21 protein-coding genes and 1 tRNA gene are annotated in these 23,736 nt (G+C 66.0%); 13 read left to right on the top strand and 9 right to left on the bottom strand.

The genetic code is table 11. The features are described from left to right. Positions 1-127: 127 nt before the first annotated feature. A tRNA-Asn gene (locus AX681_RS03600) sits at positions 128-202 on the top strand. A gap of 162 nt (positions 203-364) precedes the next feature. Further along, positions 365-952 carry a CC0125/CC1285 family lipoprotein gene (locus AX681_RS03595; RefSeq protein ID WP_066664145.1) on the top strand — a complete coding sequence of 196 codons (588 nt, stop codon included), beginning with the start codon at positions 365-367 and terminating at the stop codon, positions 950-952. A 285-nt stretch (positions 953-1,237) separates the two neighbouring features. Here the strand turns inward: AX681_RS03595 and secA are convergent, their stop codons facing one another. The 5 genes from secA to folE all read right to left on the bottom strand — a co-directional run bounded on the left by secA (position 1,238) and on the right by folE (position 6,177). Next, positions 1,238-3,979 (bottom strand): preprotein translocase subunit SecA, encoded by a 2,742-nt coding sequence (gene secA, locus AX681_RS03590; protein WP_066664142.1) that lies wholly within the window; start codon positions 3,977-3,979, stop codon positions 1,238-1,240. Positions 3,980-4,086: 107 nt separating this feature from the next. Further along, on the bottom strand, positions 4,087-4,356 hold the full coding sequence (locus tag AX681_RS03585; protein ID WP_066664140.1) for a hypothetical protein: 270 nt from the start codon (positions 4,354-4,356) through the stop codon (positions 4,087-4,089). Between the two features lie 87 nt (positions 4,357-4,443). Continuing rightward, positions 4,444-4,812 carry a dihydroneopterin aldolase gene (locus tag AX681_RS03580; RefSeq protein WP_066664138.1) on the bottom strand — a complete coding sequence of 123 codons (369 nt, stop codon included), beginning with the start codon at positions 4,810-4,812 and terminating at the stop codon, positions 4,444-4,446. After that, entirely contained in the window at positions 4,805-5,554 is a 750-nt protein-coding gene (locus AX681_RS03575; protein ID WP_066664127.1) for an SDR family oxidoreductase, read from the bottom strand. The genes AX681_RS03580 and AX681_RS03575 overlap by 8 nt, the downstream gene beginning before the upstream one ends. Then, positions 5,554-6,177 carry a GTP cyclohydrolase I FolE gene (folE, locus tag AX681_RS03570; protein ID WP_066664116.1) on the bottom strand — a complete coding sequence of 208 codons (624 nt, stop codon included), beginning with the start codon at positions 6,175-6,177 and terminating at the stop codon, positions 5,554-5,556. The genes AX681_RS03575 and folE overlap by 1 nt, the downstream gene beginning before the upstream one ends. 232 nt (positions 6,178-6,409) lie before the next feature. On the opposite strand from folE, the gene AX681_RS03565 reads away from it, so the two are divergent. From AX681_RS03565 to AX681_RS03555, 3 genes are all read left to right on the top strand, one after another. Further along, positions 6,410-9,124 carry a TonB-dependent receptor gene (locus AX681_RS03565; protein WP_066664114.1) on the top strand — a complete coding sequence of 905 codons (2,715 nt, stop codon included), beginning with the start codon at positions 6,410-6,412 and terminating at the stop codon, positions 9,122-9,124. A gap of 336 nt (positions 9,125-9,460) precedes the next feature. Next, positions 9,461-9,730, top strand: a complete 270-nt coding sequence (locus AX681_RS03560; RefSeq protein ID WP_066664113.1) for an SWIB/MDM2 domain-containing protein — start codon at positions 9,461-9,463, stop codon at positions 9,728-9,730. Positions 9,731-9,852: 122 nt separating this feature from the next. Beyond that, positions 9,853-10,866: a sensor histidine kinase gene (locus AX681_RS03555; protein WP_231733834.1), complete on the top strand. Its 1,014-nt coding sequence runs from the start codon at positions 9,853-9,855 to the stop codon at positions 10,864-10,866. An 11-nt stretch (positions 10,867-10,877) separates the two neighbouring features. Here AX681_RS03555 and AX681_RS03550 read toward each other — a convergent pair whose 3' ends face one another. After that, positions 10,878-11,801 carry a LysR family transcriptional regulator gene (locus AX681_RS03550; RefSeq protein WP_066664110.1) on the bottom strand — a complete coding sequence of 308 codons (924 nt, stop codon included), beginning with the start codon at positions 11,799-11,801 and terminating at the stop codon, positions 10,878-10,880. Positions 11,802-11,918: 117 nt separating this feature from the next. Between AX681_RS03550 and AX681_RS03545 the strand changes: the two genes are divergently transcribed. The 7 genes from AX681_RS03545 to AX681_RS03515 are packed head-to-tail and all read left to right on the top strand — an operon-like array spanning position 11,919 to position 19,709. Continuing rightward, a complete protein-coding gene (locus AX681_RS03545; protein WP_066681824.1) occupies positions 11,919-14,222 on the top strand; it encodes a TonB-dependent receptor in 2,304 nt (767 codons plus the stop codon). Beyond that, positions 14,222-15,193, top strand: a complete 972-nt coding sequence (locus AX681_RS03540; RefSeq protein WP_066659496.1) for an MBL fold metallo-hydrolase — start codon at positions 14,222-14,224, stop codon at positions 15,191-15,193. Before AX681_RS03545 ends, AX681_RS03540 begins: the two co-directional genes overlap by 1 nt. A gap of 10 nt (positions 15,194-15,203) precedes the next feature. Then, the gene (locus tag AX681_RS03535) at positions 15,204-16,319 is read left to right on the top strand and encodes an FAD-dependent oxidoreductase (protein WP_066659501.1); all 1,116 of its coding nucleotides are present in this window, start codon (positions 15,204-15,206) and stop codon (positions 16,317-16,319) included. Between the two features lie 10 nt (positions 16,320-16,329). Then, positions 16,330-17,487: an MFS transporter gene (locus tag AX681_RS03530; RefSeq protein WP_066659503.1), complete on the top strand. Its 1,158-nt coding sequence runs from the start codon at positions 16,330-16,332 to the stop codon at positions 17,485-17,487. 2 nt (positions 17,488-17,489) lie between these two features. Beyond that, a complete protein-coding gene (locus tag AX681_RS03525; RefSeq protein WP_066659538.1) occupies positions 17,490-18,056 on the top strand; it encodes a cupin domain-containing protein in 567 nt (188 codons plus the stop codon). Continuing rightward, on the top strand, positions 18,056-18,949 hold the full coding sequence (locus tag AX681_RS03520) for an NAD-dependent epimerase/dehydratase family protein (protein WP_066659505.1): 894 nt from the start codon (positions 18,056-18,058) through the stop codon (positions 18,947-18,949). Before AX681_RS03525 ends, AX681_RS03520 begins: the two co-directional genes overlap by 1 nt. Continuing rightward, the gene (locus AX681_RS03515) at positions 18,939-19,709 is read left to right on the top strand and encodes an SDR family NAD(P)-dependent oxidoreductase (RefSeq protein WP_066659507.1); all 771 of its coding nucleotides are present in this window, start codon (positions 18,939-18,941) and stop codon (positions 19,707-19,709) included. The genes AX681_RS03520 and AX681_RS03515 overlap by 11 nt, the downstream gene beginning before the upstream one ends. Positions 19,710-19,813: 104 nt before the next feature. On the opposite strand, the gene AX681_RS03510 is transcribed toward AX681_RS03515, so the two are convergent. Genes AX681_RS03510 through AX681_RS03500 form a run of 3 tightly spaced genes read right to left on the bottom strand, consistent with a single transcriptional unit; the run spans position 19,814 to position 22,827 of the window. Continuing rightward, positions 19,814-20,764: a fumarylacetoacetate hydrolase family protein gene (locus AX681_RS03510; protein ID WP_066659512.1), complete on the bottom strand. Its 951-nt coding sequence runs from the start codon at positions 20,762-20,764 to the stop codon at positions 19,814-19,816. After that, positions 20,764-21,921, bottom strand: a complete 1,158-nt coding sequence (locus tag AX681_RS03505) for an alpha/beta hydrolase family protein (RefSeq protein WP_066659514.1) — start codon at positions 21,919-21,921, stop codon at positions 20,764-20,766. Before AX681_RS03505 ends, AX681_RS03510 begins: the two co-directional genes overlap by 1 nt. A gap of 3 nt (positions 21,922-21,924) precedes the next feature. Next, positions 21,925-22,827 (bottom strand): VOC family protein, encoded by a 903-nt coding sequence (locus tag AX681_RS03500; protein WP_066659520.1) that lies wholly within the window; start codon positions 22,825-22,827, stop codon positions 21,925-21,927. Between the two features lie 104 nt (positions 22,828-22,931). On the opposite strand from AX681_RS03500, the gene AX681_RS03495 reads away from it, so the two are divergent. Further along, positions 22,932-23,736, top strand: an 805-nt coding sequence (locus AX681_RS03495; protein ID WP_156456029.1) for a LysR family transcriptional regulator, incomplete at its 3' end; no start/stop codon positions are given.

The following is a 23,736-nucleotide window of genomic DNA, read 5'->3' as shown; positions in this document are numbered from 1 at the left end:
CTTCCTCCCCCTCCGTCACGCTGCGCGTGCCACCTCCCCCTGGCGGGGGAGGATTGTTGAGAAAAATCCCCGTTTCCCCGCTTGCATTGCCCGGCACCCCTTCGTATAGGCGCGCCCTCGCTGGTGTTCCCTGATAGCTCAGCGGTAGAGCTCTCGACTGTTAATCGAGCGGCCGTTGGTTCGAATCCAACTCAGGGAGCCAGCGAGTTTTCCTCCTGACATAGACACCGATCCGCGACGCGGGCCTTGCGCCGCGCGGGTTTCTGTCGTTTCGTTCAGCATAGGGACATTTGGCCTGTGCTGAACGTTATCGCCGCAGCATCGGCACGATTCGCCGCAATATGAGATGCTTAGGAGGAAAGTCATGTCCACCGTCCCCGCCCGCCGCTCGCGCATCGCGGCGGTCGCGCTCGCGCTGGCCAGCGCCAGCGTGCTCGCATCCTGCACCACCCCGACCCCCTATCAGCCCGCGACCGGCAGCGGATCGTACCGCACCGGTTACTGGGACGAGCAGATCGAATCCGATCGCTTCCGCGTCACCTTTGCCGGCAACAGCATGACATCGCGCGAGACGGTCGAGCGCTATCTGCTCTATCGCGCGGCGCAGCTCACGGTCGAACGCGGCGGGGACCATTTCGTCCTCGCAGACCGCGACACCGAAAAGAAGTCGCGCACCTATGCCACTACCAGCCCGTTCAGCAGCGGCCCATGGGGCGGCTGGGGTCCGTCGTGGCGCTATTACGGCCCGCGCTGGGGCTGGCGCAGCTGGAGCCCGTGGGGCGGCGATCCCTTCTGGGACCGCGACGTCGATATCCGCACGGTCGAGCGTTATGAGGCGAGCGCCGAGATCGTGATCGGCAAGGGCCGCAAGCCCGACAATGTTCGCGCGTTCAACGCACGCGAAGTGCTGGAGAATCTCGGCACCTCGATCGCCCCGCCGCGCCCGCGGTGAGGTAGTTCCTGCCTCTCCCCGTCGTCGGAGAGGCAGGACGGCATCCAGACACCGCCGTCACCCCCGCGAAAGCGGGGGCCCATCTCCTGCAGGATTGGCGCATCGCACCGGTGCAGTATTCGGGCAGTCCGGGAGATGGGCCCCCGCTTTCGCGGGGGTGACGATCCAAAAAATGGGCCGCCCGATCGTCTCGGGCGGCCCTTCTCGTTTCAGCAAGGAGTCTTTGGAGCGCGCAGACGCGCGCCCCTCCCCCGTCCCCTCCCGTTCCGGGAGGAGTGATCTACTTCACACCACCGCGCCGTGGCACTGCTTGTACTTGCGGCCCGAACCGCACGGGCATGGCGAATTGCGGTTGACGCGGCCTTCCCAGCTGGCCGGATCTTCGCCGAGCGCATCGCCGGTGGGGCGCGGGATCTGCATCGCGGGCAGCTCGTTCGAGATCAGGCCGGCGCTGCCCGCATCCCAGTCGGCGCTGTTGTCGAGCCCGGTGAGCGGATCGATATGCGTCGTCAGGAAGTCGGGCAGTTCGGGCAGGCCCGGGGGTGCCTGGAACTGGAATTCCGCCCAGGCGAGCGTGCGGGTCACGTCTTCACGGATCGCGCCCAGCATGCGCTCGAACATCGCGAACGCTTCCTGCTTATACTCGTTGATCGGCGTCTTTTGCGCATAGGCACGCAGGTGGACGACCTGACGCAGCGCGTCGAGCATCGCGAGATGCTCCTTCCAGTGATGGTCGAGATTCTGCAGCAGGATCGACTTTTCGATCGAGGTCCAGGTTTCCGGGTCGAGCTGATCCGACTTGGCGGCGACGCGCGCGGCGGCGAGCTCGCGGATGCGGTTCTCGACATCCTCCGGCTCGATCCCGTCGGTCTCTGCGATCCACTGTTCGACCGGCGCTTCGATGCCCAGCATCTCCTGCGCGCGGGTTTTCAGCCCCTCGATATCCCATTGCTCGGGATAGGTTTCGGGCGGGCACGCCGTACCGACCAGATCGTTGACCGTTTCGGCGCGCATATCCTCGACCACGTCCCCGACCGTGTCGGCGTCCATAATGTCGGCGCGCTGTTCGTAGATCACCTTGCGCTGATCGTTCATCACGTCGTCATATTCGACGACCTGCTTGCGGATGTCGTAGTTGCGCGCTTCGACCTTCTTCTGCGCGGTCTCGATCGCCTTGGTCAGCCACTTGCTGCCGATCGCCTCGCCATCGGCGATGTTGTTGCGCATCATCTTGGCGAACAGCGTGTCCGGGCCGAAGATGCGCAGCAGATCGTCGTCGAGGCTGAGGTAGAAGCGCGACAGGCCGGGATCGCCCTGACGGCCCGAACGGCCGCGCAGCTGGTTGTCGATGCGGCGGCTCTCATGGCGTTCGGTGCCCAGCACGAACAGGCCGCCGGCCTCCAGCACCTTCTGCTTTTCGGCGGCGATCTCGGCCTTGATCTGCGCAATCGCGGCGTCACGCTCCGGCCCCTCGGGCATTTCGGCGAGTTCGGCCTCGACCCGGAATTCGAGATTGCCGCCAAGCTGGATGTCGGTGCCGCGGCCCGCCATGTTGGTGGCGATGGTCACCGCGCCCAGACGGCCGGCCTGCGCCACGATATGCGCTTCCTGCTCGTGGAAGCGGGCGTTGAGGACCGAGTGGTCGACGCCTTCCTTGGTGAGATATTCGCTGAGCAGTTCGGACTTTTCGATCGACACGGTGCCGACCAGCACCGGCTGACCCTTCGCCGAATGCTCGCGGATCGTGCGGGCGATGGCGATGAACTTGTCCTGCATCGTCTTGTAGAACTCATCGTCCTGATCGATGCGCTTGACCGGAACGTTGGTCGGGATCGACACCACGTTCATCTTGTAAATGTCGTAGAATTCGGGCGCTTCGGTCGCCGCCGTGCCGGTCATGCCCGCCAGCTTGGGGTACATGCGGAAATAATTCTGGAAGGTGATCGATGCGAGCGTCTGGTTCTCCGGCTCGATCGTCACGCCTTCCTTGGCCTCGACCGCCTGATGCAGGCCGTCGGACCAGCGGCGGCCGTCCATCATGCGGCCGGTGAATTCGTCGATGATGACGACCTTGCCGTCCTTGACGATGTAATCGATGTCGCGCTTGTACATGACGTTCGCGCGCAGCGACTGGTTGAGGTGGTGCACCACCTGCGTATTCTCGAAATCATACAGGTTGCCGCCCTTGAGCAGCCCTGCGGTCTCCAGCATCCGCTCGACGTTCTCCATCCCGTCTTCGGTCAGGACGACGCTCTTCTGCTTCTCGTCCTTTTCGTACAGGTCGGGGCTGAGCTGCTTCACGATCGCGTCGACGCCCATATAGAGCTCGCTCTTGTCGTCGGTCGGGCCGGAGATGATCAGCGGGGTGCGCGCTTCGTCGATCAGCACCGAGTCGACTTCGTCGACGATCGCCATGGCGAAGGGACGCTGCACCATCGACGCGCGGTCGTACTTCATGTTGTCGCGCAGATAGTCGAAGCCGAATTCGTTGTTCGTGCCGTAGGTGATGTCGGCGGCATAGGCTTCGCGGCGCTGATGGTCGGCGAGGTTGGGGACGATCACGCCCACGGTCAGGCCGAGGAAGCGGTAGATCTGGCCCATCCATTCGGAGTCGCGGCGGGCGAGATAGTCGTTGACGGTGATGACGTGGACGCCCTTGCCCGGCAGCGCGTTGAGATAGGTGGCAAGCGTCGCGACCAGCGTCTTGCCCTCACCCGTGCGCATTTCGGCGATCTCGCCACGGTGCAGCACGATGCCGCCGACCATCTGCACGTCGAAATGGCGCATGCCGAGCACGCGGACACCGGCTTCACGCACCGTCGCAAAGGCTTCAGGCAGGATCGCGTCGAGCTTTTCGCCATTCTCGAGCCGCTCACGGAACTTGACGGTCTGCGCCGCCAGCTCCGCGTCGGACATCGCCTTTAGCGTGGGCTCGAAGCTCGCAATCTTGGCGAGGATGGGGTTGAGCGAACGAACATACCGGTCGTTGGACGAACCGAACAGGGTCTTGGCCAAGCCGCCGAACATGATGATTTCCAGTCGTGTGAAATTGCAGGGTGTGCGCCCGTCGTGCGAGCGCCAACGATTCGAATGCGAAATGGATGCCGGCCGCGGTTGAGCGGCGGCGCGCGCGGCTATTCGAGCCGGCGTTCGCTGGTCAGGCGGGCAGGCGTGCCGGCCGGAGCGTCGTGGATCGCGAACGGCACCGCGACGGGCACTTCACGCGTGGCGAGGGGGCGGCTGACCACTGCCGCCGCGACGCGCGACACCGCTGCAACAGCGGTTTCGGCGGTGCGGGAAATGGCAGTGTCGCTGCGCTGCTGAAACCCGCGCAGGTCGCGGTCACCGGCAATCGCACCGGTGAGGCTCGCGAGGAGCGCAGAGAGGAACAGCAGCAATTGCACGCGAAAACCCGTTAAACGGCCCATTGTTGCCCGTCGGTGAACGATGGACCGGGTGGACATAGGGGCAAGGCGGCCTTCATCCAAGTCCTAAAGCGTCGAACCAGGCCGCACCCGCACCACCTCGCACCCCACGCGCGCGTCGGGATAGACGTCGAGCTTCATCGAGCGGACGCGGACTTCGGCGACGCGCGGGTCGGCGGCGAGGGCGAGCGCGGCGACGGCGTCGCACAGGGTTTCCTGAAGCTCGATATGCCCCCTGGCCGCCAGCGCGTGAATGCCGGTGCGCAGATAGTCGTAATCAACCACCGCATCGATCCGGTCCTCGGGTGGCGCTGCGTAAACACAGCGCATCGCGACATTGAGTTCGACCCGCTGCGGCGCGGCGCGTTCGAAATCATGGATGCCGAGGCCGATTTCGACCACCAGCCCGTCGAGATGGATGGTATATTCAGCCATGCGGGCGCTCCCGGTCGGTGAACATGACATCGCCATCGCGCTTCACCAGACGCTGGCCGCAATCGACGAAGATATTCTGGCCGGTGATGCTGCGCGTGGTCAGCAGATGGGCGACGGTCGCGGCGAGGTCGGACAGGTCGACCGGGCGTTCGAGCAGGTTGGCGCTGGCGACGGTGGCGAACTCCTCCGCCGTCTGATCGAGGCTCGGCAGGCTGAGGCCCGGCGAGACCGCGTTGACGCGGATGCGCGGGGCGAGCCGCATCGCGAGCAGGGTGGTCGCCTCGGCCAGCGCCGCCTTGCTTAGCGTGTAGGTCAGGAAGTCGGGATTGGGGTTGGCGAGCTTCTGGTCGAGCAGGTTGACGATCGCCCCTTCTCCCAGCCCGACCTGCGCCGCCAGCGCCGAGGCGAGCAGCAGCGGAGCGCCGAGATTGACGTGCATGTGCCGGTCGAGCCCGGCATAATCGGCGAGCGGGATCGCGTCCCAGGCAAAGCGCGAGGCGTTGTTGACCAGCCCCTCGACCGGGCCGCCCAGCGCAGCGGCCGCGGCCGCGATCAGCGCACGGGTGTCGGCGGCATCGGCAAGGTCGGCGGTGACCAGCGCCACCCCCAGTTCGCGCGCCAGGGCATCGGCCTCGTCATGCGAATCATGGTGGTGCACCGCGACCGCATGCCCATCGGCCACGAGGCGGCGCACGATCGCCGCCCCGATCCGCCGCGCGCCACCGGTGACCAGAACGCGCATCAGTAACCCATCAGTGCGAGGACTTCCTTGCGGCTGCGGTCATCCTGGCGGAAGGTGCCGATCACGCGGCTGGTGACCATCGACACGCCCGGAGTGCGCACGCCGCGTGCGGTCATGCAGGCATGGCTCGCCTCGATCACCACCGCGACGCCGCGCGGCTGCAGATGATCCCAGATGCAGTCGGCGACCTGCGCGGTCAGCCGTTCCTGCACCTGCAGCCGGCGGGCATAGGCGTGCAGCACGCGGGCGAGCTTGGAGATGCCGACGACATGCTTGCCCGGCAGATAGGCGATCGACGCCTTGCCGATGATCGGCGCGAGATGATGTTCGCAATGCGACTGGAACGGAATGTCCTTGAGCAGGACGATATCGTCATAGCCGCCGACTTCTTCGAACACCCGGCTGAGATGATAGGCGGGATCCTCGGCATAGCCCTGGCAATATTCCTTCCATGCGCGCGCGACGCGCTTGGGGGTGTCGATCAGTCCTTCGCGACTCGGGTCGTCGCCGGCCCAGCGCAGCAGCGTGCGGATCGCGTCCGCAACCTCATCGGGGACCGGAATCTTGGGGGTCGGCGCGGCGAGATCGCCATCGACGGGGTCTTCGTGGTGATGGCAACTCATAATGGCTGGTACCCTGTCCCTTTCGGTCTGACGCTACGGCAAGCGCCTCTGCTGTGTTGCCCGCGTGCAACAAACGGTGTCGTTACGGGAAATAGCAAGCATTTCCGCCGGATTCCTAGCGTGATTTGACGTTGACGTAAGGATTCGAGCGGCGGTAGCGTGTGACCCAACAACAACAAGAAGACCGGTCCCGGAGGGAAAGACCCCCGGCGGACCCAGAGAGGAGAGACCCATGCGCACACTCCAGCTGTTTTCCGCATCTGCCCTCGCGCTGATCGCGGCCACCCCCGCCATTGCCCAGGACACCTCCGCCCCCGCCGCGCAAGAAGAAGAGGCGTCGGGCAACGAAGTCGTGATCACCGCGACCCGCCGTAACGAAACCGTTCAGGACGTGCCGATCGCGGTGACCGCAGTCCCGGCCACGCTGCTCGCCAATGCCGGCGTCGAGGACGTCCGCGGGCTGGAGCAGCTCGCCCCGTCGCTGCAGAGCTCGACCGGCCAGTCGTCGGCGACCGGCACCACGCTGTATATCCGCGGCATCACCACCGCCGGCGACAACCCCGGCTTCGAGCCTGCGGTCGGCGTCTTCATCGACGGCGTGTTCCGCGCACGCGCGGGCGTCGCCATTTCCGAATTGCCGCAGCTTGAGCGCGTCGAAGTGCTGCGCGGCCCGCAGGGCACGCTGTTCGGCCGCAACACTTCGGCCGGCGCGCTGTCGATCTTCACCGCCCAGCCGGCGTTCGAACTCGGCGGCTATCTCGAGGGCAGCTACGGCAATTACAACGCGTTCGAGCTGAAGGGCGCGGTGACCGGTCCGGTGACCGAGCAGCTCGCGCTGCGTCTCGACGGCGGCTATCGCAAGCGCGACGGCTATATCGAGGACGTCAACGCCGACCGTGCGTTCAACAATGTCGACCGCTGGTACGCCCGCGGCCAGGCGCTGTACGACACCTCGACCTTCTCGCTGCGCCTGATCGCCGACTATTACGAGACGGATGAGCAGTGCTGCGGCGCGATCTCGGTCGTGCGCGGTGCGTTCGCGCCGCTGATCGAGGGGATTGCCGGTGCGCAGGGCCGCGATGGCCTGTACGAGGGCACCAGCCGGACCGTGAACGGCGTGCCGACCACGATCGATCCCCAACAGCGCCGCATGGCTGCGTCGCCCAACCGCGACCTGAGCGAGCGCGTGCGCGACTGGGGTTTTTCGGGCGAGATCAACGCCGATCTGACCGACGATATCAAGCTGACCTCGATCACCGCCTATCGCGACTGGCGCGTGCGGCGTAACCAGGACGTCGATTTCTCGGGCATCGATCGCGCCTATCGCGAAGGCTATCGCAACGAGCTGAGCGATTTCACCCAGGAGCTGCGCTTCCAGGGTTCGGCGTTCGGCGGCGTGCTCGACTGGCTGGTCGGCGGCTTCTACCTCAACGAGACCAACAAGGTTCACGACACGGTCCGCGTCGGCAATGACGGCAACCGCTATGTCGACTCGATCTTCAACGCGCTGGCCGGCCCGTCCTTCGGCGGATCGGTGCAGTTCTACGGATCGCTCGGCACGGCCCCGACCCCGGGTGCCGTATTCCTGAACCCGGCGGTGCCGAACGTGTTCGCCGCGTATCAGGCGGCCTATGGCGCGTCGCTGGCTCCGGTCGTGGGCTGCTTCCGCACCGCCGTCGGCGCAGCGCCGTCGGGCGTGGTTCCGGTCGCGACCTGCAACGCGCTCGGCTATTCGGCGACGCCGGTTCCGGGCCTCGCCGCGCTCGCCGCCAGCCCGCTTCCGGGTGTCAGCGCCGGCCAGGGCAACACCAACGACTATCGCGTCAAGACCAACGCCTTCGCGCTGTTCACGCACAACATCATCAACATCAGCGACAAGCTGTCGCTGACGCTGGGTGCGCGCTGGAACTATGAGAAGAAGGACCTGACCGCGACGATCAGCAACAACACCGGCAGCTGCACCTTCTTCAACCAGGTGCGTGCGGGCAATACGGCTGCCGTCCAGTACGCCAACCTGCTCCGCCAGCTCGGCCTGTTCAACAACCTGTATCTGCTGAGCTGCAACCCGGCGATCAACACCGAGTTCAACGGCAGCTACGCCCATGACAAGGACGAGAGCAAGATCACCGGCACCGCCAAGCTGGCGTACAAGGTGAATTCGGACATCCTGGTCTATGGTGGCTATGACCGCGGCTACAAGTCGGGCGGCTACAACATGGACCAGGCGACGTTCGACAGCGTCCTGCTCGGCGGCAACGGTCCGCAGGCCAGCGACCTGGCGTTCGGGTCGGAATCGGTCGATGCCTATGAAATCGGCGTGAAGACCCAGTGGGGCCGTGCCTTCACCTTGAACATCGCCGCTTTCTACCAGAAGTTCAGCGACCTGCAGTCGCTGGTGTTCAGCGGCAACAACTTCGTCGTCCAGAATGTCGACAGCACGACCAGCAAGGGCGTCGAGGTTGAATCGATCATCCAGCCGGTGCGCAACCTGACGTTCCGCATGGGTTACAGCTACATCAACGCCAAGTACGATGCCGACAACAACTTCGTCGGCACCCCGCTGCAGGGTCAGGAAGGCCGTCAGGTCAGCAACCAGCCCGAGCATACGGTGACGATCGCGACGACCTGGACGCCGCAGATCACCAGCGGCATCCGCGGCCTGGTCCATGTCGACATGCGCTACAACAGCGAGGTCAACATCCCGTCGAACAACCCGAACGCGACCACCGGACGCACCGCGCTGTTCAACCCGGGCTATGCGCTGCTGGGCGCCCGTGTCGGCCTGCAGACCGACGACGGCAAGAAGAGCCTCGAGTTCTTCGTCGAGAACCTGACCAACCAATATTACCACATCACCGGCTTTGCGGTGCCGGAGCAGACCGGCAACTACGCCGCCTATCCGGGCCTGCCGCGCTTCTTCGGCGTCAAGGCGAAGGTGGGCTTCTGATCCGAAGCTGACCGACCGGGCGATCCGGTCATTGCAAGAATTGGGGGCGTTCCGGGATACCGGGGCGCCCCTTTTTCGTGGCGAGTGCGCTGGGCATCCATGGCGCTTGGAGTCGTTTTGAGTGCGGCGGAGCGGGCCTTCTGAGCGACAAAGCGGCGGGTTCTCCACAACCAAACGTATCAAACCCTCTTGGAAGCGCATCAAATACGTGCATCGTACAAAGAACCGGATTACATCCGGCGCAGCGACACCGGGTTCAGGGCATTGCCCGGGCCCCCGGCGCTGACCAAGATCACGGTCCGGCAGGATTGCCGGCCCGCAGAGGAGAAGAATAGAATGGCCGAAAAAAAGGCATCTGGCGGCGCCCGGGGCGGCATCGCAAAGCCCGTCACCCCCTCGCCTGAGCTCGCCGCGATCGTCGGTACCGCAGAGCTGCCGCGCAGCGAGATCGTCAGCAAGATGTGGGAATACATCAAGAAGAACGATCTCCAGAACCCCGCGAACAAGCGCGAGATCCTGGCCGACGCCAAGCTGAAGCCCATTTTCGGCGCGGACAAGGTGACGATGTTCGAGATGAACAAGCACATCGCGAAGCACGTCAAGTAAGTTCACGTTCCGGAGCAATCCGGATCGGACAGCGAGAGCCTCCGGAGCCACTGGCTTCGGAGGCTTTTTCGATCCATGATGATGACCCCGCATCGACGGGGACACCGGCAATGGGGGATGCGGTGGACGGGCGTACGGGTCGATTGCTGGAACGGTTGCCGCTTGCCCGCGAACATCGCTGGCAGGGCTATGGTGCTGCGCTGCTGCTGTCGCTGGTGGGCCTTGTGACGCGGTGGCTGCTCGCCGATGCCTTTCCGCCCGGCTTCCCCTTTCTCACCTTCTTCCCGGCGGTGGTCCTGTCGGGTTTCCTGTTCGGGCGTGGCCCGGGCATGCTATCAGCGGTTCTGTGCGGCCTGCTCGCCTGGTATTTCTTCATCCCGCCCGCCAATGCCTTCTCGTTCGCCCCCGGCGCGATCGTCGCAATGGGTTTCTATGTCGGCGTGGTGGCCGTCGATCTGTTGCTGATCGACTGGATGCAGCGCGGCACCGCGCGGCTGCGGCTGGAGCGCGAGCGCAGCCAGATGCTGGCCGAGCGGAGCCAGCTGCTGTTCAGCGAGTTGCAGCACCGGGTTTCGAACAACCTGCAGATGGTCGGTGCCGTGCTCGCGCTGCAGCAGCGCAGCGTCGGCGATCCGGCGGCGCGCCAGGCGCTGGCGGATGCGGGCGGCAAGCTGCAGACCATCGGGCGCATCCAGCGCCAGCTCTATGACCATAGCGGCGACCCCCAGACGCTGGAGCGGATGCTTTCCGATCTGGTGCAGGATGTGATGGCGACCTCAGGCAAGCCGGGCGTCACGGCGTCGGTCGATGTGGACGCACAGATCATGCTGCCGCCGGACGCGCTGATCCCGATCGCGCTGATCGTCGCGGAAACGATCGCCAATGCGGTCGAGCATGGCTTTGCCGGTCGCGACACCGGGCGGATCGATGTGCAGATGCGCGCCAGCGCGGCAACCGTCGTGCTGACGATCGCGGATGATGGTGCGGGCCCGCCGCCCGGCTTCACACCCGCCGGCGCGACCAGCCTGGGGCTGCGCATCTCGCGCACGCTGGCCGAGCAGCTCGGCGGCAGCTTCGACCTGTCACCGCGCGAGGGCGGCGGGGCGATCGCGACCTTGTGCTTCCGCCCGGCGTAGCGGAGCGCGGATCAGGCGGCTTTCGTCGCGGCGTCATTGGCCGGCTGGCCGACGGCTTTCAACCGCGCACAGAGCCACGCCAACCCGCGATCCATGCTCCGCGCGCTATGATATTGCATCATTTCGCGCATGACCGGCAGCGGGAAAGGCGGTTCCTGAATCACAAGGCCGAGACCGGGGGCGAGCTCCCGGGCGAGCCGCTCATGCATCAGGGCGAGCCGTGAGGTACCCGGCAGGATCCACGGCACCTGCGAGAACGCGGCACAGATCACGTCGACGCGGCGCTGCTCGCCCTGGCCGCGCAGATAGTTATCGATGAAGGTGCCGTCGCGCGACACGCTGGTCGCGACATGGCCGCTGCCGAAATAGGTTTCCGCGTCGAGCGGACGCTGCATCGCCGGGTTGGACGCGCAGCCGACGACGACGTGCCGCTCCTCGAACAGCAATTCGCGCGGATGATCGGGACTGAGAAACTGCTCGGGCGAGATCAGCAGGTCGATCTCGCCATCGTCGAGCATTTCGAGAATATCGGAGCGCGGCAGCGTGATCTCGATCTGGATATGCGGCGCTTCCTTGTGCAGCAGCCGCAAGGCCGGGCCGAGCAGCACGGTGGTGATGTAATCCGATGCGACGACCCGGAACCGGCGCTGCGAATGCGCGGGATCGAACCGCATGCCACTGGCGAGAATCGCGCGCATGTTGAGCAAGGCAGCGGAGACATCGGGGGCCAGCGACAGCGCGGCGGCGGTGGGCACCATGCGCTTGCCATGCTGGACCAGAATCTCGTCCGAAAAGGATTCGCGCAGCCGCTTCAACGCGGCGCTCATCGCCGATTGCGTGAGATTCAGGCGTTGCGCCGCACGGGTGACGCTGCGCTCCTCGATCAGGACATCGAATGCAATCAACAGGTTGAGATCGAATTGATCGAGCCGCATCCATCAATTCCGTTTGTGCTCAATGATAGAAACAAATCGTTATGATAATTGATCGGCTTTGACCATCCTCAATGCAGAGGCGCGCTCACCGAGGCGGCGCCCAGGGAGGGTTGTCTGATGAAAAAATTGCTTCTCGCGGGGACCGCGATCCTCGTCGCCCATGCCGCTCCTGCGTTCGCGCAGGAGGCACCGGCCGCCCCGGCCGCAGCCGAAGAAACCGATGGCCTGCAGGACATCGTCATCACCGCGCAGCGCCGGTCGGAGTCGCTGCAGCGCGCCGCCGTCGCCGTGACCGCCGTGACCGGCGACGATCTGGCTCAGTCGGGCATCACCGAAACCGCCAATCTCGGCAAGCTCGTCCCCTCGCTGGTGGTCCAGCCGACCGGTGGCACGACCAGCTTCTTCCTGCGCGGGGTCGGCACGAACTCGCAGAACTCCTTCTCGGAGAATGCCGTCGCGTTCAACTTCAACGGCGTCTATGTCGGCCGCCCGACCGCGCCGGCGGGCGTCTTCTACGACCTCGAGCGGGTCGAAGTGGTCAAGGGTCCGCAGGGCACGCTCTATGGCCGCAACGCGACCGGCGGCGCGATCAACGTGCTTCCCAAAAAGCCGATCCTCGGCACGTTCGGCGGCGAAGCGCTGCTGGAATATGGCAATTACGACAGCAAGAAGGGTTTCCTCGCGCTCAACGTGCCGATCGGTGACAAGGTCGCGCTGCGTGTCGCCGGGCAGATCGTCGATCGCGACGGCTATATCTCCGACGGCTATGACGACGACAAGGGCGAGGCGGTGCGCGCGTCGCTGCTGATCGAGCCGTCCGACCGCTGGTCGATGACATTGGTCGCCGATTACTACAATCAGCATGGCAAGGGCGGCGGCGCGGTGCTGCTGCCGGAAGCGCGCTACACCGTGCCGGCGCTGGAGGATCGCGTCAGCGTGTCCGACCCGCGCGCGCACACCGCGATCCGCCAGCTCGCCTCGACGCTGTTCGCCCCGCCCTTCTGCGGCGGTGCCGGCGGGTTCGTGACCAGCGGCTGTGTCGCGCTGCCGGGGACCGACGGCTTCCTCGACAACCAGTTCTATGGCGTCAGCGCGACGGTGGTCGGCGATCTCGGCTTCGGCACGCTGACCGTGCTGCCGGCATGGCGGCGTTCGGACGTGCGCTTCCGCACCTATCTGCCCGGTTTCGCGGGCGACATCACCGACCTGGCTGAACAGACCTCGGTCGAAGTGCGGCTGTCGTCGAACGAGGACCAGCAGCTGCGCTATGTCATCGGCGGCTTCTATTTCGGCGAGAACCAGGCGACCGAAAATTTCTTCCGCCAGGGCAATATCTCGACGACCCGCTTCACCCCGCGCCTCAATACCGAGAGCGTCGCGGCGTTCGGCCAGCTGACCTTCGACCTCAGCGACAGCCTGCGCCTGGTTGCCGGCGGTCGTTACACGCGCGAGGACAAGAAGCAGCTGACCTCGACCGCGTCGGGCGGTCTGCCCGGCCCGGTCACGCCGCCGCTGAGCGTCCCATTCACCGGCGACCTGAGCTTCGAGAAGTTCACCTGGAAGGCTGGCGTCGAGTTCGACGCGGGTCCGGCATCGCTGATCTATGCCAACGTCGCGACCGGCTTCAAGGCGGGCGGCTTCTTCGTCGCGCAGCCGCCGAACAATACCTTCCGTCCGGAAACGCTGACCGCCTATACCTTCGGCGCGAAGAACCGCTTCCTCGACAACAAGCTGCAGCTGAATTTCGAGGCGTTCTACTGGGACTATAAGGACCAGCAGATCACCTATGTCGGCGGCGTTCCCACCGGGACCGGCGTGTTCGCGCAGGGGTCGATCACCGTCAATGCGGGCAAGTCGCACATCTATGGCGCCGAGTTCGAGGCGCGCTTCGCGCCAAGCCGCAACGACCTGTTCAACCTCAATGTCCAGTATCTGAAGGGCAAGTATGACAGCCTGCAGACGGCGAACTTCTCGCCGACCGGCGCGCCGGTGACCACGGGCTGCACCACTTTGGGTAGCCGCGCGGCCAATCCGGGGATCAACAACGCGCGCTTCTACGACATCGACTGTTCGGGCAAGCCGACGGTCAACTCGCCCGAATGGGCGATCAATGTCGGCTATGAGCGCACGTTCGAGCTGACCGGCGACCTCGATTTCATCGCCGGTGCGCGGGCGAATATCGAGAGCAGCCGCTTCATGAACTCCAACTATCGCCCTGAAGAAAAGCAGGACGGGTTCGTGATGGCCGATGCGTTCGTGACGCTGCGCAGCCAGCAGGGGTGGAGCATCACCGGCTTCGTCAACAACCTGACCGATGAGGAAGTGCTGGCGCGTGCGGGCACGCGTCCGATCCTCGACTTCCCGGTCGGCACGCTGCGCCCACCGCGCACCTATGGCGTCCGCGTCGGGTTCGACTTCTGATGCGCGTATCGCTTCTGGGGCTGACGGTTGCTGCGGTACTGGCGGCATCGCCCGCCATTGCGCAGCAGACGCCGCCCCAGGGCGACGCGTTCATTACGCTCGGCACGATGGGCGGACCGGTGGCGAGCCGCGACCGGTCCCAGCCCGCCAATGCGCTGGTCCATGACGGGCGCATCTATCTGGTCGATGCTGGCGACGGCGCGGTTCAGCAGCTGACCAAGGCGGGATACCAGCTGCCCCGCGTCCGCGCGGTGTTCCTGAGCCACCTCCACACCGATCATACCGGCGGCCTGTCGGCGGTGCTGGGGCTGCGCAACCAGACCAATGTGGCGGAGAAGTTGACCGTTTATGGCCCGCCGGGCACGCGCGAGCTGGTCGCCGGCATGGTCGCGTCGATGCAGCCTGCGGCGCGCGTTGGCTATGGCATTCCGGGCCAGCCCTGGGCAGCGCCGGCCGATACGGTGACGGTGATCGAGCTGAACGACGGCGACAAGATGACCGTGGACGGCATGACCGTCACCGCCGCGCAGAACAGCCATTACGACTTCGCCCCCGGCAGCGTCGAGGACCGCAACTACAAGTCGCTGTCGCTGCGGTTCGACCTGCCCGGCCGCTCGATCGTCTATACCGGCGATACGGGGCCGAGTGCGGCGGTGGAGAAGCTGGCGAAGGGGGCGGATCTGCTGGTCAGCGAGATGATCGACATGGCCGCGACGATGGCGACGGTCGCGCGCAATTCGCCCGACATGCCAGCCCCGGCCAAGCAGAAGCTGGAGCAGCATCTGTCGACCCATCACCTGACCCCCGAAGCGGTCGGCGATCTTGCCGCGCGTGCCGGGGTGAAGGCGGTGGTCATCACGCATTTCGCGGGCGGCACCCCCGATCCGGTCCGCACCCAGGGCTATATCGCGCAGGTCCGCGCGCGCTTTGCCGGGCCGATCACGCTGGCCAACGACCTCGACCGTTTCTGAGAGAGAAGACATGCAATCCGGTACCATTCTCGTCATCGGCGGCGGCATTGGCGGCCTGACCGCCGCGATCGCACTGCGCGCCAAGGGCTTTGACGTCACGGTGATCGAGCGCGATCCCGACTGGTCGGTCTATGGCGTCGGCATCATCCAGCAATCGAACGTAATCCGCGCGATGGCGCAGCTGGGGCTGATCGACGAGTATGTCGCGTCCGGCGTCGGGTTCGATGCGGTCGAGATCTACACCCCGACCGGGGTAAAGGTCGCCCGCGTTCCGACGCCGCGGCTGGTCGACGGCTATCCGGCGAATATGGGGATCAGCCGGCCGGCGCTGCACAAGATCCTGGGCGACCGCACCATTGCCAGCGGGGCGAAGGTGCTGCTCGGCGTGACCGCGACGAAGCTGCGCGACGATGGCGCGGGCGTCGATGCGACCTTCTCGAATGGTGAGCAGGCGCGGTTCGACCTCGTGATCGGCGCCGACGGCGTCTACTCGCAGACGCGCGCGGCGCTGTTCCCCGAGCTGACCGGGCCGCAATTCACCGGGCAAGCGGTGTGGCGTTACAACCTGCCCCGCCCCGCCGATCTTGACGCGCTGCATGTCTATAACGGGCCGACCGGCGTCGGGCTGGTGCCGGTGTCCGACGCACTGATGTACATCTATGTCACCACGCCCGAGCCCGATAATCCGCGCTATCCGCGCGCGGGGCTGGCAGCGGTGATGCGGTCGAAGATGGCGGGGTGTGCGCCCTATATCCGGGAGCTTTCGGAGTTGGTCACCGATGACGATGGCGTCGTCTATCGCCCGCTCGAGGGGATGCTGGTCGAAGGCGAATGGCATCGCGGCCGGATCGCGCTGCTGGGCGACGCGGTGCACGCAACCACCCCGCATCTGGGCCAGGGCGCGGGCATGGCGATCGAAGACAGCTTGGTGCTGGCCGACGAACTGGCGCGGCATGACGATGTCGACGCGGCGCTGACCGCCTATCGCAACCGCCGGTTCGACCGCTGCGCCTATATCGTCCGCTCCAGCCTTGCGATCTGCATGGGCCAGCTCGGCAAGGGCCCGCCGGTCGATAACGCCAAGGCGACGCACGAGATGTTCGAAGTCGTAGCTCAACCGATCTGAGGAACGCGCGATGACCCAGCAAGCGACGACCCGCCATGGTGTGATCCTGATGCTCACCGCGGTGATGCCGACCATGGCGATCATCGCGCTGGTGCCGGTGCTGCCGCTATTGCTGCGTGAGTTTGCGGGCGTTCCGGGCGCGGCGGTGCTGGTGCCGATGGCGCTGACGATCCCGGCGCTGTGCGTGGCGCTGTTTTCGCCGGTAGCGGGCTGGCTGTCGGACAAGCTCGGGCGCAAGCGGCTGCTAATCGCCGCGCTGGTCGGCTATGCCGGGTTCGGGCTGTTGCCGTTGCTGCTCCACGATCTGCGCTTGATCCTCGCCGCGCGCGTCGCGCTGGGAGTGACCGAGGCGATCATCATGACCGTCGCGACCGCGCTGGTCGGCGACTATTTCACTGGCGAGCGGCGCGAACGCTGGGTTTCGATCCAGATCGCCACCGCGAGCGTCAGCGCGATCGTGCTGATCGCGGCGGGCGGCGCGCTCGGCGAGGCCCTGGGCTCGCGCGGGCCGTTCTGGCTGTATCTGCTGGCGCTGCCGGTCGCGCTTGCGGCAGCGATGATCCTGTTCGAGCCGGCAAAGGCTTCGGCGGCTACTACTGCTACAGGCAAGGCTCAGGGCATTGCGCTGCTGGTCGCGATCACCTTTGGCATCGGGATGCTGTTCTACACGCTGATCGTCCAGCTGGGTCCGGTGATCGAAGCGACGGGGGTGACCTCGCCTGCGACGATCGGGCTGGCGGGTGCGGCGGCGAACCTGGGCGTGATGGCGGGGTCGATGCTGTTTGGACGGCTCAAGGGCTGGTCGGGAGAGACGTTGTTGTCGATCGGCCTGCCGCTGGTTGCGCTGGGCTATGTCGGGATCGGCCTGTCGGGGAGTTTCTATATCACAGCTGCGTGCGCAGTGGTGATCTCGATCGGTAACGGCCTGATGCTCCCGACGATGCTGGCCTGGGTGCTGCGCCGCCTTCCGCCCGAGACGCGTGGGCGCGGCACGGGCGTATGGACCGGGTCCTTCTTCCTCGCCCAGTTCGTCGCGCCGATCGTCGCGGTCGCGCTGTCGGGCGTGCTCGGCGGCCTGTCGGGCGCCTTTCTTTTCTACGCTGCAGCGGCAGCAATCGGTGCCATTATTGCGCTGCTGCGTCGCGGCACCGCCACTCAAGGAGCATGAACATGACCAAACCAGTCCGCCGCGTCGTTACCGGCCATGATGCCAGCGGTCGCGCGATCATTCAGGAGGACGGCGCCGCGCCGCGCGTCCAGCAGATCGGTGGCCCGGCGGGTCCGATGTTCCACGAAATCTGGAACACGCAGTCGACCCCGGCGCTGCTCGACGCCGCATCGGGCGAGCCGCATGAGGACGGCATCAAGCTCGCCCCGCCCAAGGGCGGCACCCGCATCCGCGTGCTCGACATCCCGCCCGAGAGCGACGAGATCCGTACGATGTCGCCCGAAGAGGCGCAGGCGCATTTCGCCGAGGTCGGCGCGGGCGACGCGTCGGCGCATCATGGCGAAGGCAGCCGCCACGCGCTGATGCACCGTACCGAGACGATCGATTACGGCATCGTGCTGGAAGGCGAGCTGGTGCTGATCATGGATGAGGGCGAGACGACGGTGCGCGCGGGCGACATCGTGATCCAGCGTGGCACCAATCATGGCTGGTCGAACCGGTCGAACGCCAATTGCCGCATCGCCTTCATCCTGATCGACGGCGAATTCGCGCCTGAGCTGAAGCGGTAATGTTGCTGGCGATCACCGGCGCGGCGGGGTTCGTCGGCCGGGCGGTCGTGCGGCAACTTACCGAGCAGCACCCGCAGGTAGGGCTATTGCTCGCCGACCGGGCGGTGGCGGAGATCGACGGGTATGAAACGCTCGCGGGCGACCTGACCGATCCGGCGGTGATTGCCGCGCTGACGGCGCCGCGCGTCGACGCGGTTTTGCATCTTGCCGCGCTGCCGGGCGGTGCGGCGGAGCGCGATCCGGGGGCCTCGCGGGCGATCAATCTCGACGTGCCGCTGGCGCTGATCGAGGCGATGCGGTGTCGTCGGCTGGTGATCGCGGGGTCGATCGCCGTGTTCGGCGGCGTGCTGCCCGATCCGGTCGACGACGCGACTGTCCCCACTCCGACCAGCGTCTACGGCACGCACAAGCGCATGGTCGAGCTGGCCTTTGCCGATGCGGTCCGGCGCGGGGCGGTGTCGGGCTTTGCCTTGCGGCTGCCGGGAATCGTCGCCCGCCCCACGGCGGCCGGAGGATTTGGCTCGGCGTTCCTCAGCGATATCTTCCACGCTGCGCTGGCCGGCACGCCGCTGTGCGTGCCAGTGGCGGCAGACGCGACCAGCTGGCTGATGTCCGTGCGGTGCTGCGCGGCCAATCTGGTGGCGGCGGCACTGGGCGAGCGGGCAGCGCAGGAGGCGCTGACGCTTCCCGCGCTGCGCGTGACGATGGGCGATTTGGTGGCGGAGTTGGCGCACCATGGCGATGTGTCGGGCATCCGCTTCGAGGAAGTTCCGGCGACCCGCTCGACCTTTGGCAGCTATCCCGAACTCGCCACGCCCCGCGCAGACGCGCTGGAATTTCGCCATGACGGAGACCTGGGGCAGCTGGTCGAGACGGTGCTTGATGAACTCTGACCCCCTCGCCGCCTTCCGCCTTGACGGGCGCACTGCGCTGATCACCGGGCCGGTGCGCGGAATCGGATTGGCGATTGCGCAGCTGTTCGCGGGCGCGGGGGCGCGGCTGGTGCTGGCCGATGTCGATGCGGTGGCGTGCGGTGCGCTGGCGGAGGAACTGGGCGGCATTTCGATTCCGACCGATGTCAGCGATGCTGCGGCGGTCGCGCGCCTGGCGGAAGAGGCCAACGCGCAGACCAACGGGATCGATATCCTCGTCTGCAATGCGGGAATCGCAGGACCAGCGTCACCGTTGCACGCGATGGACGAGGCCGAACGTGAGCGGCTCTATGCGATCAACCTGCTCCATCCGCTGCGGCTGACCGGGCATCTCGCCCCGGCGATGGCGGCGCGCGGGCGCGGCAGCATCGTGCTACTGTCGAGCATTGCGGGGCTGCGCGGCAATGCGATGCTTGGGCATTACGGGATGACCAAGGCCGCACTGGCGCAGCTGGCGCGCAATCTGGCGGTCGAATGGGGGCCGTCCGGGGTGCGTGCCAATGCCATCGCGCCGGGACTAATCGAGACCGACTGGGCAGGCGCGATCCTGTCGAGCCCCGAGCGTGCCGCGCGGCGGCTGGGGATGACTCCGCTGCGCCGCGCGGGATCGCCGGACGAGGTCGCGGCGACCGCGCTCTACCTTGCCAGCGATGCCGGTGGCTTCACCACCGGCCAGACCATCGTGGTCGATGGCGGGACGCTGATTTCAGACGGAAGTTAGGTGCCTAAACCCCGTTTGCGCTGAGCTTCTCGAAGCGCGATCCCGCACCACGACAGCGCGCGAGCGGCCCTTCGACAGGCTCAGGGCAAACGGATGTTTGAGAGCTACCCCTTCACCACAAGCTGATCGATCGCGCCGAAGGGCGAGGCGCCCTCCCCTGCCCGCATCGCGACGCGGCTGCCGAAGGACAGGAACGGCGTCTGCGGCGCGCCATGAGCGATCATCTCGATCGCGCGGCGTTCGGACATGCAGGTCGATCCGACCGTCTCATGCTCGACGTTCGACACCGTGCCCGATCCGATGATGGTGCCGGCGGGCAATGCGCGGGTGCGTGCGGCGTGCGCGATCAGCTCGTGGAAACCATAGCCCATCGCCGCGCCATTGGGGCTGCCAAACCAATTGCCGTCGACCTCGACCGTCAGCGGCAAATGCACGCGCCCATCGCGCCAGGCATCGCCCAGCGCATCGGGGGTCACCGCGAACGGCGCGACGCTGCATGCAGGCTTGGCCTGGACCCAGCCGAAGCCGGTCTTCATCTCGAGCGGGGCGATGGCGCGCAGCGACCAGTCGTTGATCAGCACCACCAGCCGCACATAAGCCAGCGCGTCGGCAGCCGAGCAGCCCATCGGCACGTCGCCGGTGATGACGCCGAACTCGCCCTCGAAATCGATGCCATCGGCTTCGCTGGGGAATGGCACATCGGCGGTCGGGGCGATGAACTGGTGGCTCATTCCCTGATACATCAGCGGCAGATCGGTCTCGATCGGTGCGTGGCCGAAGGCGAGCTGCATCAGCGCGCCGTGATTGGCGAAGGCCGATCCGTCGAGCCATTGCCAGGCGCGCGGCAGCGGCGCGGCGAAATCGTCCGGCTGGACCGCCTCACCGCTCTCCGCCGCTTCGACCGCAGCGGTCAGCGCGCCCTGCGCCGCATCCCAATCGTCGAGCGCGGCCTGAAGCGTCGCATAGCCCGCGACCGGCGCGACCCGCGCGCCGTCGCGGCTGACCGCCACCAGCGTGCCATCGCGCCCACCGCGCCGCAATGTCGCGAGGCGCATCAGGACAGCTTCCCGCCCAGCGTTTCGGCGAACCAGTCGGCGATGTAATCGCGGCCAAAGCTCATATTGTCCGCGCCAACATGCTCGACCCCGCCCTCACGGTCGGTGAACAGCTTGAGTTCGCGGCGCGGCGAGTTGACCAGCTGGTCATAGCAATCCTGCGCATAATCGACGCTGATCTGGCGATCCTTGGCGCCGTGGGTGACCAGGAACGGCACCTTCACCCCGCCCATATGGCCGTTGAGGTTCATGTCCTCCGCCTTGGCAAGGAAGTCGTCCATGTCCTTGGCACCGAACGCCCAGATCACGTGCGCCCAGTAATGCGGGACGGGATTCTCGCCCTCACGCTTGAGGCGCTTCTGCTGCACCTCGGCCCAATTATGGTTGGCGCCCCAGCAGGCACCGCTGGCGAAGCGGGGTTCGTAGGCTACCGCGCGCGGCGCGAAATGCCCGCCGAGCGAAATGCCGGTCATGCCGATGCGCTTGGGATCGACGTCAGGCTGGGTCTCCAGCCAGTCGATCGCCTTGCTCGCCCAATTCTCGCTATGCGGATCGACGGGCAGGTTCTGCAGGCGCAGCGCTTCGCCGGTACCCGGCTGGTCGACGCACAGGGTCGAGATGCCGCGCTTCGCCAGCGCCTCGGGCAGGCGCGACCAGTAGAGCAGCTCCTTGCAGCTATCGAGGCCGTTGCAATAGACCACCACCGGATGCGGCCCCGGCCCTTCGGCGCGGGTATAGAGCGCAGGCATGGTGCCGGTGGTCAGCGGGATTTCCACCCGCTCGCGGTTGATCGAGCCCAGCCGGGTCGAGCGAGCGAAGGCATCGAGCGCGCGGGCATAGGTTTCCACGCGCCCCGGATGACCATGGCCCTGCATGCGCTCGGCGACGAGCAGATAGAGCGACGCGCGCTCGAGCTTGTCGGAGGCGGAAAAGCCGCGCCCGGCGGCCTCATCCTCGTCCGCCAGGCCGATCAGCTTGTCGCCCATCTCGACCCATTTCGCCATGAATTGCGGCGTGCCGGCGTCCGAACCCGACGCAGCGGCGTCGCGGATCGGCTGGCACATATCGACGATCTCGCCGATCCGCCCACCGCTCTCCAGCGCGATCGCGACCGACAGGTTCCAGATGTAGTTCGGGAAATATTCGAACAATGCCATGACTTAAGCCTCTGCTGCCTGGAACAGGCCGGCATCGGCCTCGGGATGCGGCATGGTCTGCGGGCCACCGACACCGACGCCCCACTGGTCCATCACCTGCGGTCCGGGGACATGGACCTTGTCGACATGGTTGTCGAAATCGACCTCCTCCAGCTCCGAGGTATATTCGACCGCAAAGCCGCTAGGCGTGGTGAAATAGCTGAAGGTGTTGTTGCCCGCAGTATGCCGTCCCGGGCCCCAGCGGATATCGGTGCCCTTCTTCCGCAGGCGGCTGATGCCGCGCATCATGTCGTCCACGGTCAGCATGTCATAGGCGACATGGTTGAGGCACGCGGGTCCGGGCAGGATCGCGATGCGGTGATGCGCGCTGTTGCAGCGCAGGAAGCACATGAAATCGCCCAGCCAGTCGCTGACGCGGAAGCCGAGCACGTCGACGAAGAACTTCACCAGGCCCTGATGATCGGGCGAGTGGAGGACGATGTGGCTGATCTTCTGCGGCACGCCGTCCCAGCGCTGCATCTCCCGGCTCGACCCGCGCGCGACGTCACTCGAAATCTCGAACGGCAGGCCGTCGGGCGAGAAAAAGCGGAAGCCATAGCCGCCACCCGGCGCGGTCAGGTCACGCGGGGCGTGGATGATCTGGCAGCCAGCCGCTGCAACCTTGTCGTGCAGCGCGTCGACATCGGCGCGATTGTCCGCGGCGAGCGCGATCACGTCGATCCGCTTGGTGTCCGCCGCGCGCAGCCGGACGACATGATGCTCGTCATGCCCCTGCGCCTTGAAATAGATCATGCCATCGTCGGACGGGACCGGCTCCAGCCCCCAGACATCGGCGTAAAAGGCGCGCTCTTCCTCAAGCGCCGTGACTGCATATCCGACATAGCGGATTTCGCTTACTCTGCTCATGCATCCTGCTCCGAATTTGGTTGCGCATGACCTAGCGCCATGCCTGAACATTGAAAAACTTATAGTTCTGATCCATTTTGATTGATCTCAATGATGGATCGGCGATGCGCTTCAAGGGACTGGACCTCAACCTGATCGTCGCGTTCGAGGCGCTGATGAGCGACCGCAGCGTCTCCCGCGCGGCGCAGCGGCTGAACCTGAGCCAGCCGGCGATGAGCAACGCGCTGGCGCGGCTGCGCAGCTATTTCGGCGACGAACTGCTGATCGCGCGCAACAAGCGGATGTATCCGACGCCCTTTGCCGAAACGCTGCTGCCGCAGGTGCGACAGGCGCTGGAGACGATGGAGGGCGTGATCGCGACGTCGCGCCATTTCGACCCGGCGACGACCAACCGGAATTTCCGGATCATGACGTCGGACTATATCGCGACATCGATCCTGTTTCCGATCGTCACCCGCTTGTCCGCAACCGCGCCGGGGGTGCGGATCGAGCTGCTGCTGCCCAGCCCGCGGCGGATCGAGCTACTCGAAAGCGGCGGGATCGACCTGCTCATCACGCTCCAGGAATATGTGACGCCCGAATTGCCTTCGGAGCGACTGTTCGAGGACGAATACCGGCTGGTCGGACGCGCGGGGCACCCGGCGCTGGCGGGCGCGACGACGCTGGCGGCAATGCTGGCATACGACCATGTCCATGTCGCGATCGGCGACGAGCGGCTGCCGAGTTTCGGCGATGCCTTTCTCGATCGCATGGGCATCCAGCGTCGTGTTGCGATGATCGCGCCCAATTTCGGGATGCTGCCGTGGCTGCTTCAGGACACCGACTGGCTGGCGCTGGTCCAGGGGCGGCTTGCGGCGCAGATGGCGCGCAACTTCCCGCTGGTCGCCGTCGCCCCGCCGCTGCCGATCC

The organism is Sphingomonas sp. CCH9-E2 (assembly GCF_001557215.1).
In the GTDB taxonomy this organism is placed as follows: domain Bacteria; phylum Pseudomonadota; class Alphaproteobacteria; order Sphingomonadales; family Sphingomonadaceae; genus Sphingomonas.
Note: the sequence above shows the minus strand (reverse complement) of the source record. Positions and strands in the feature narration are given on the sequence as shown.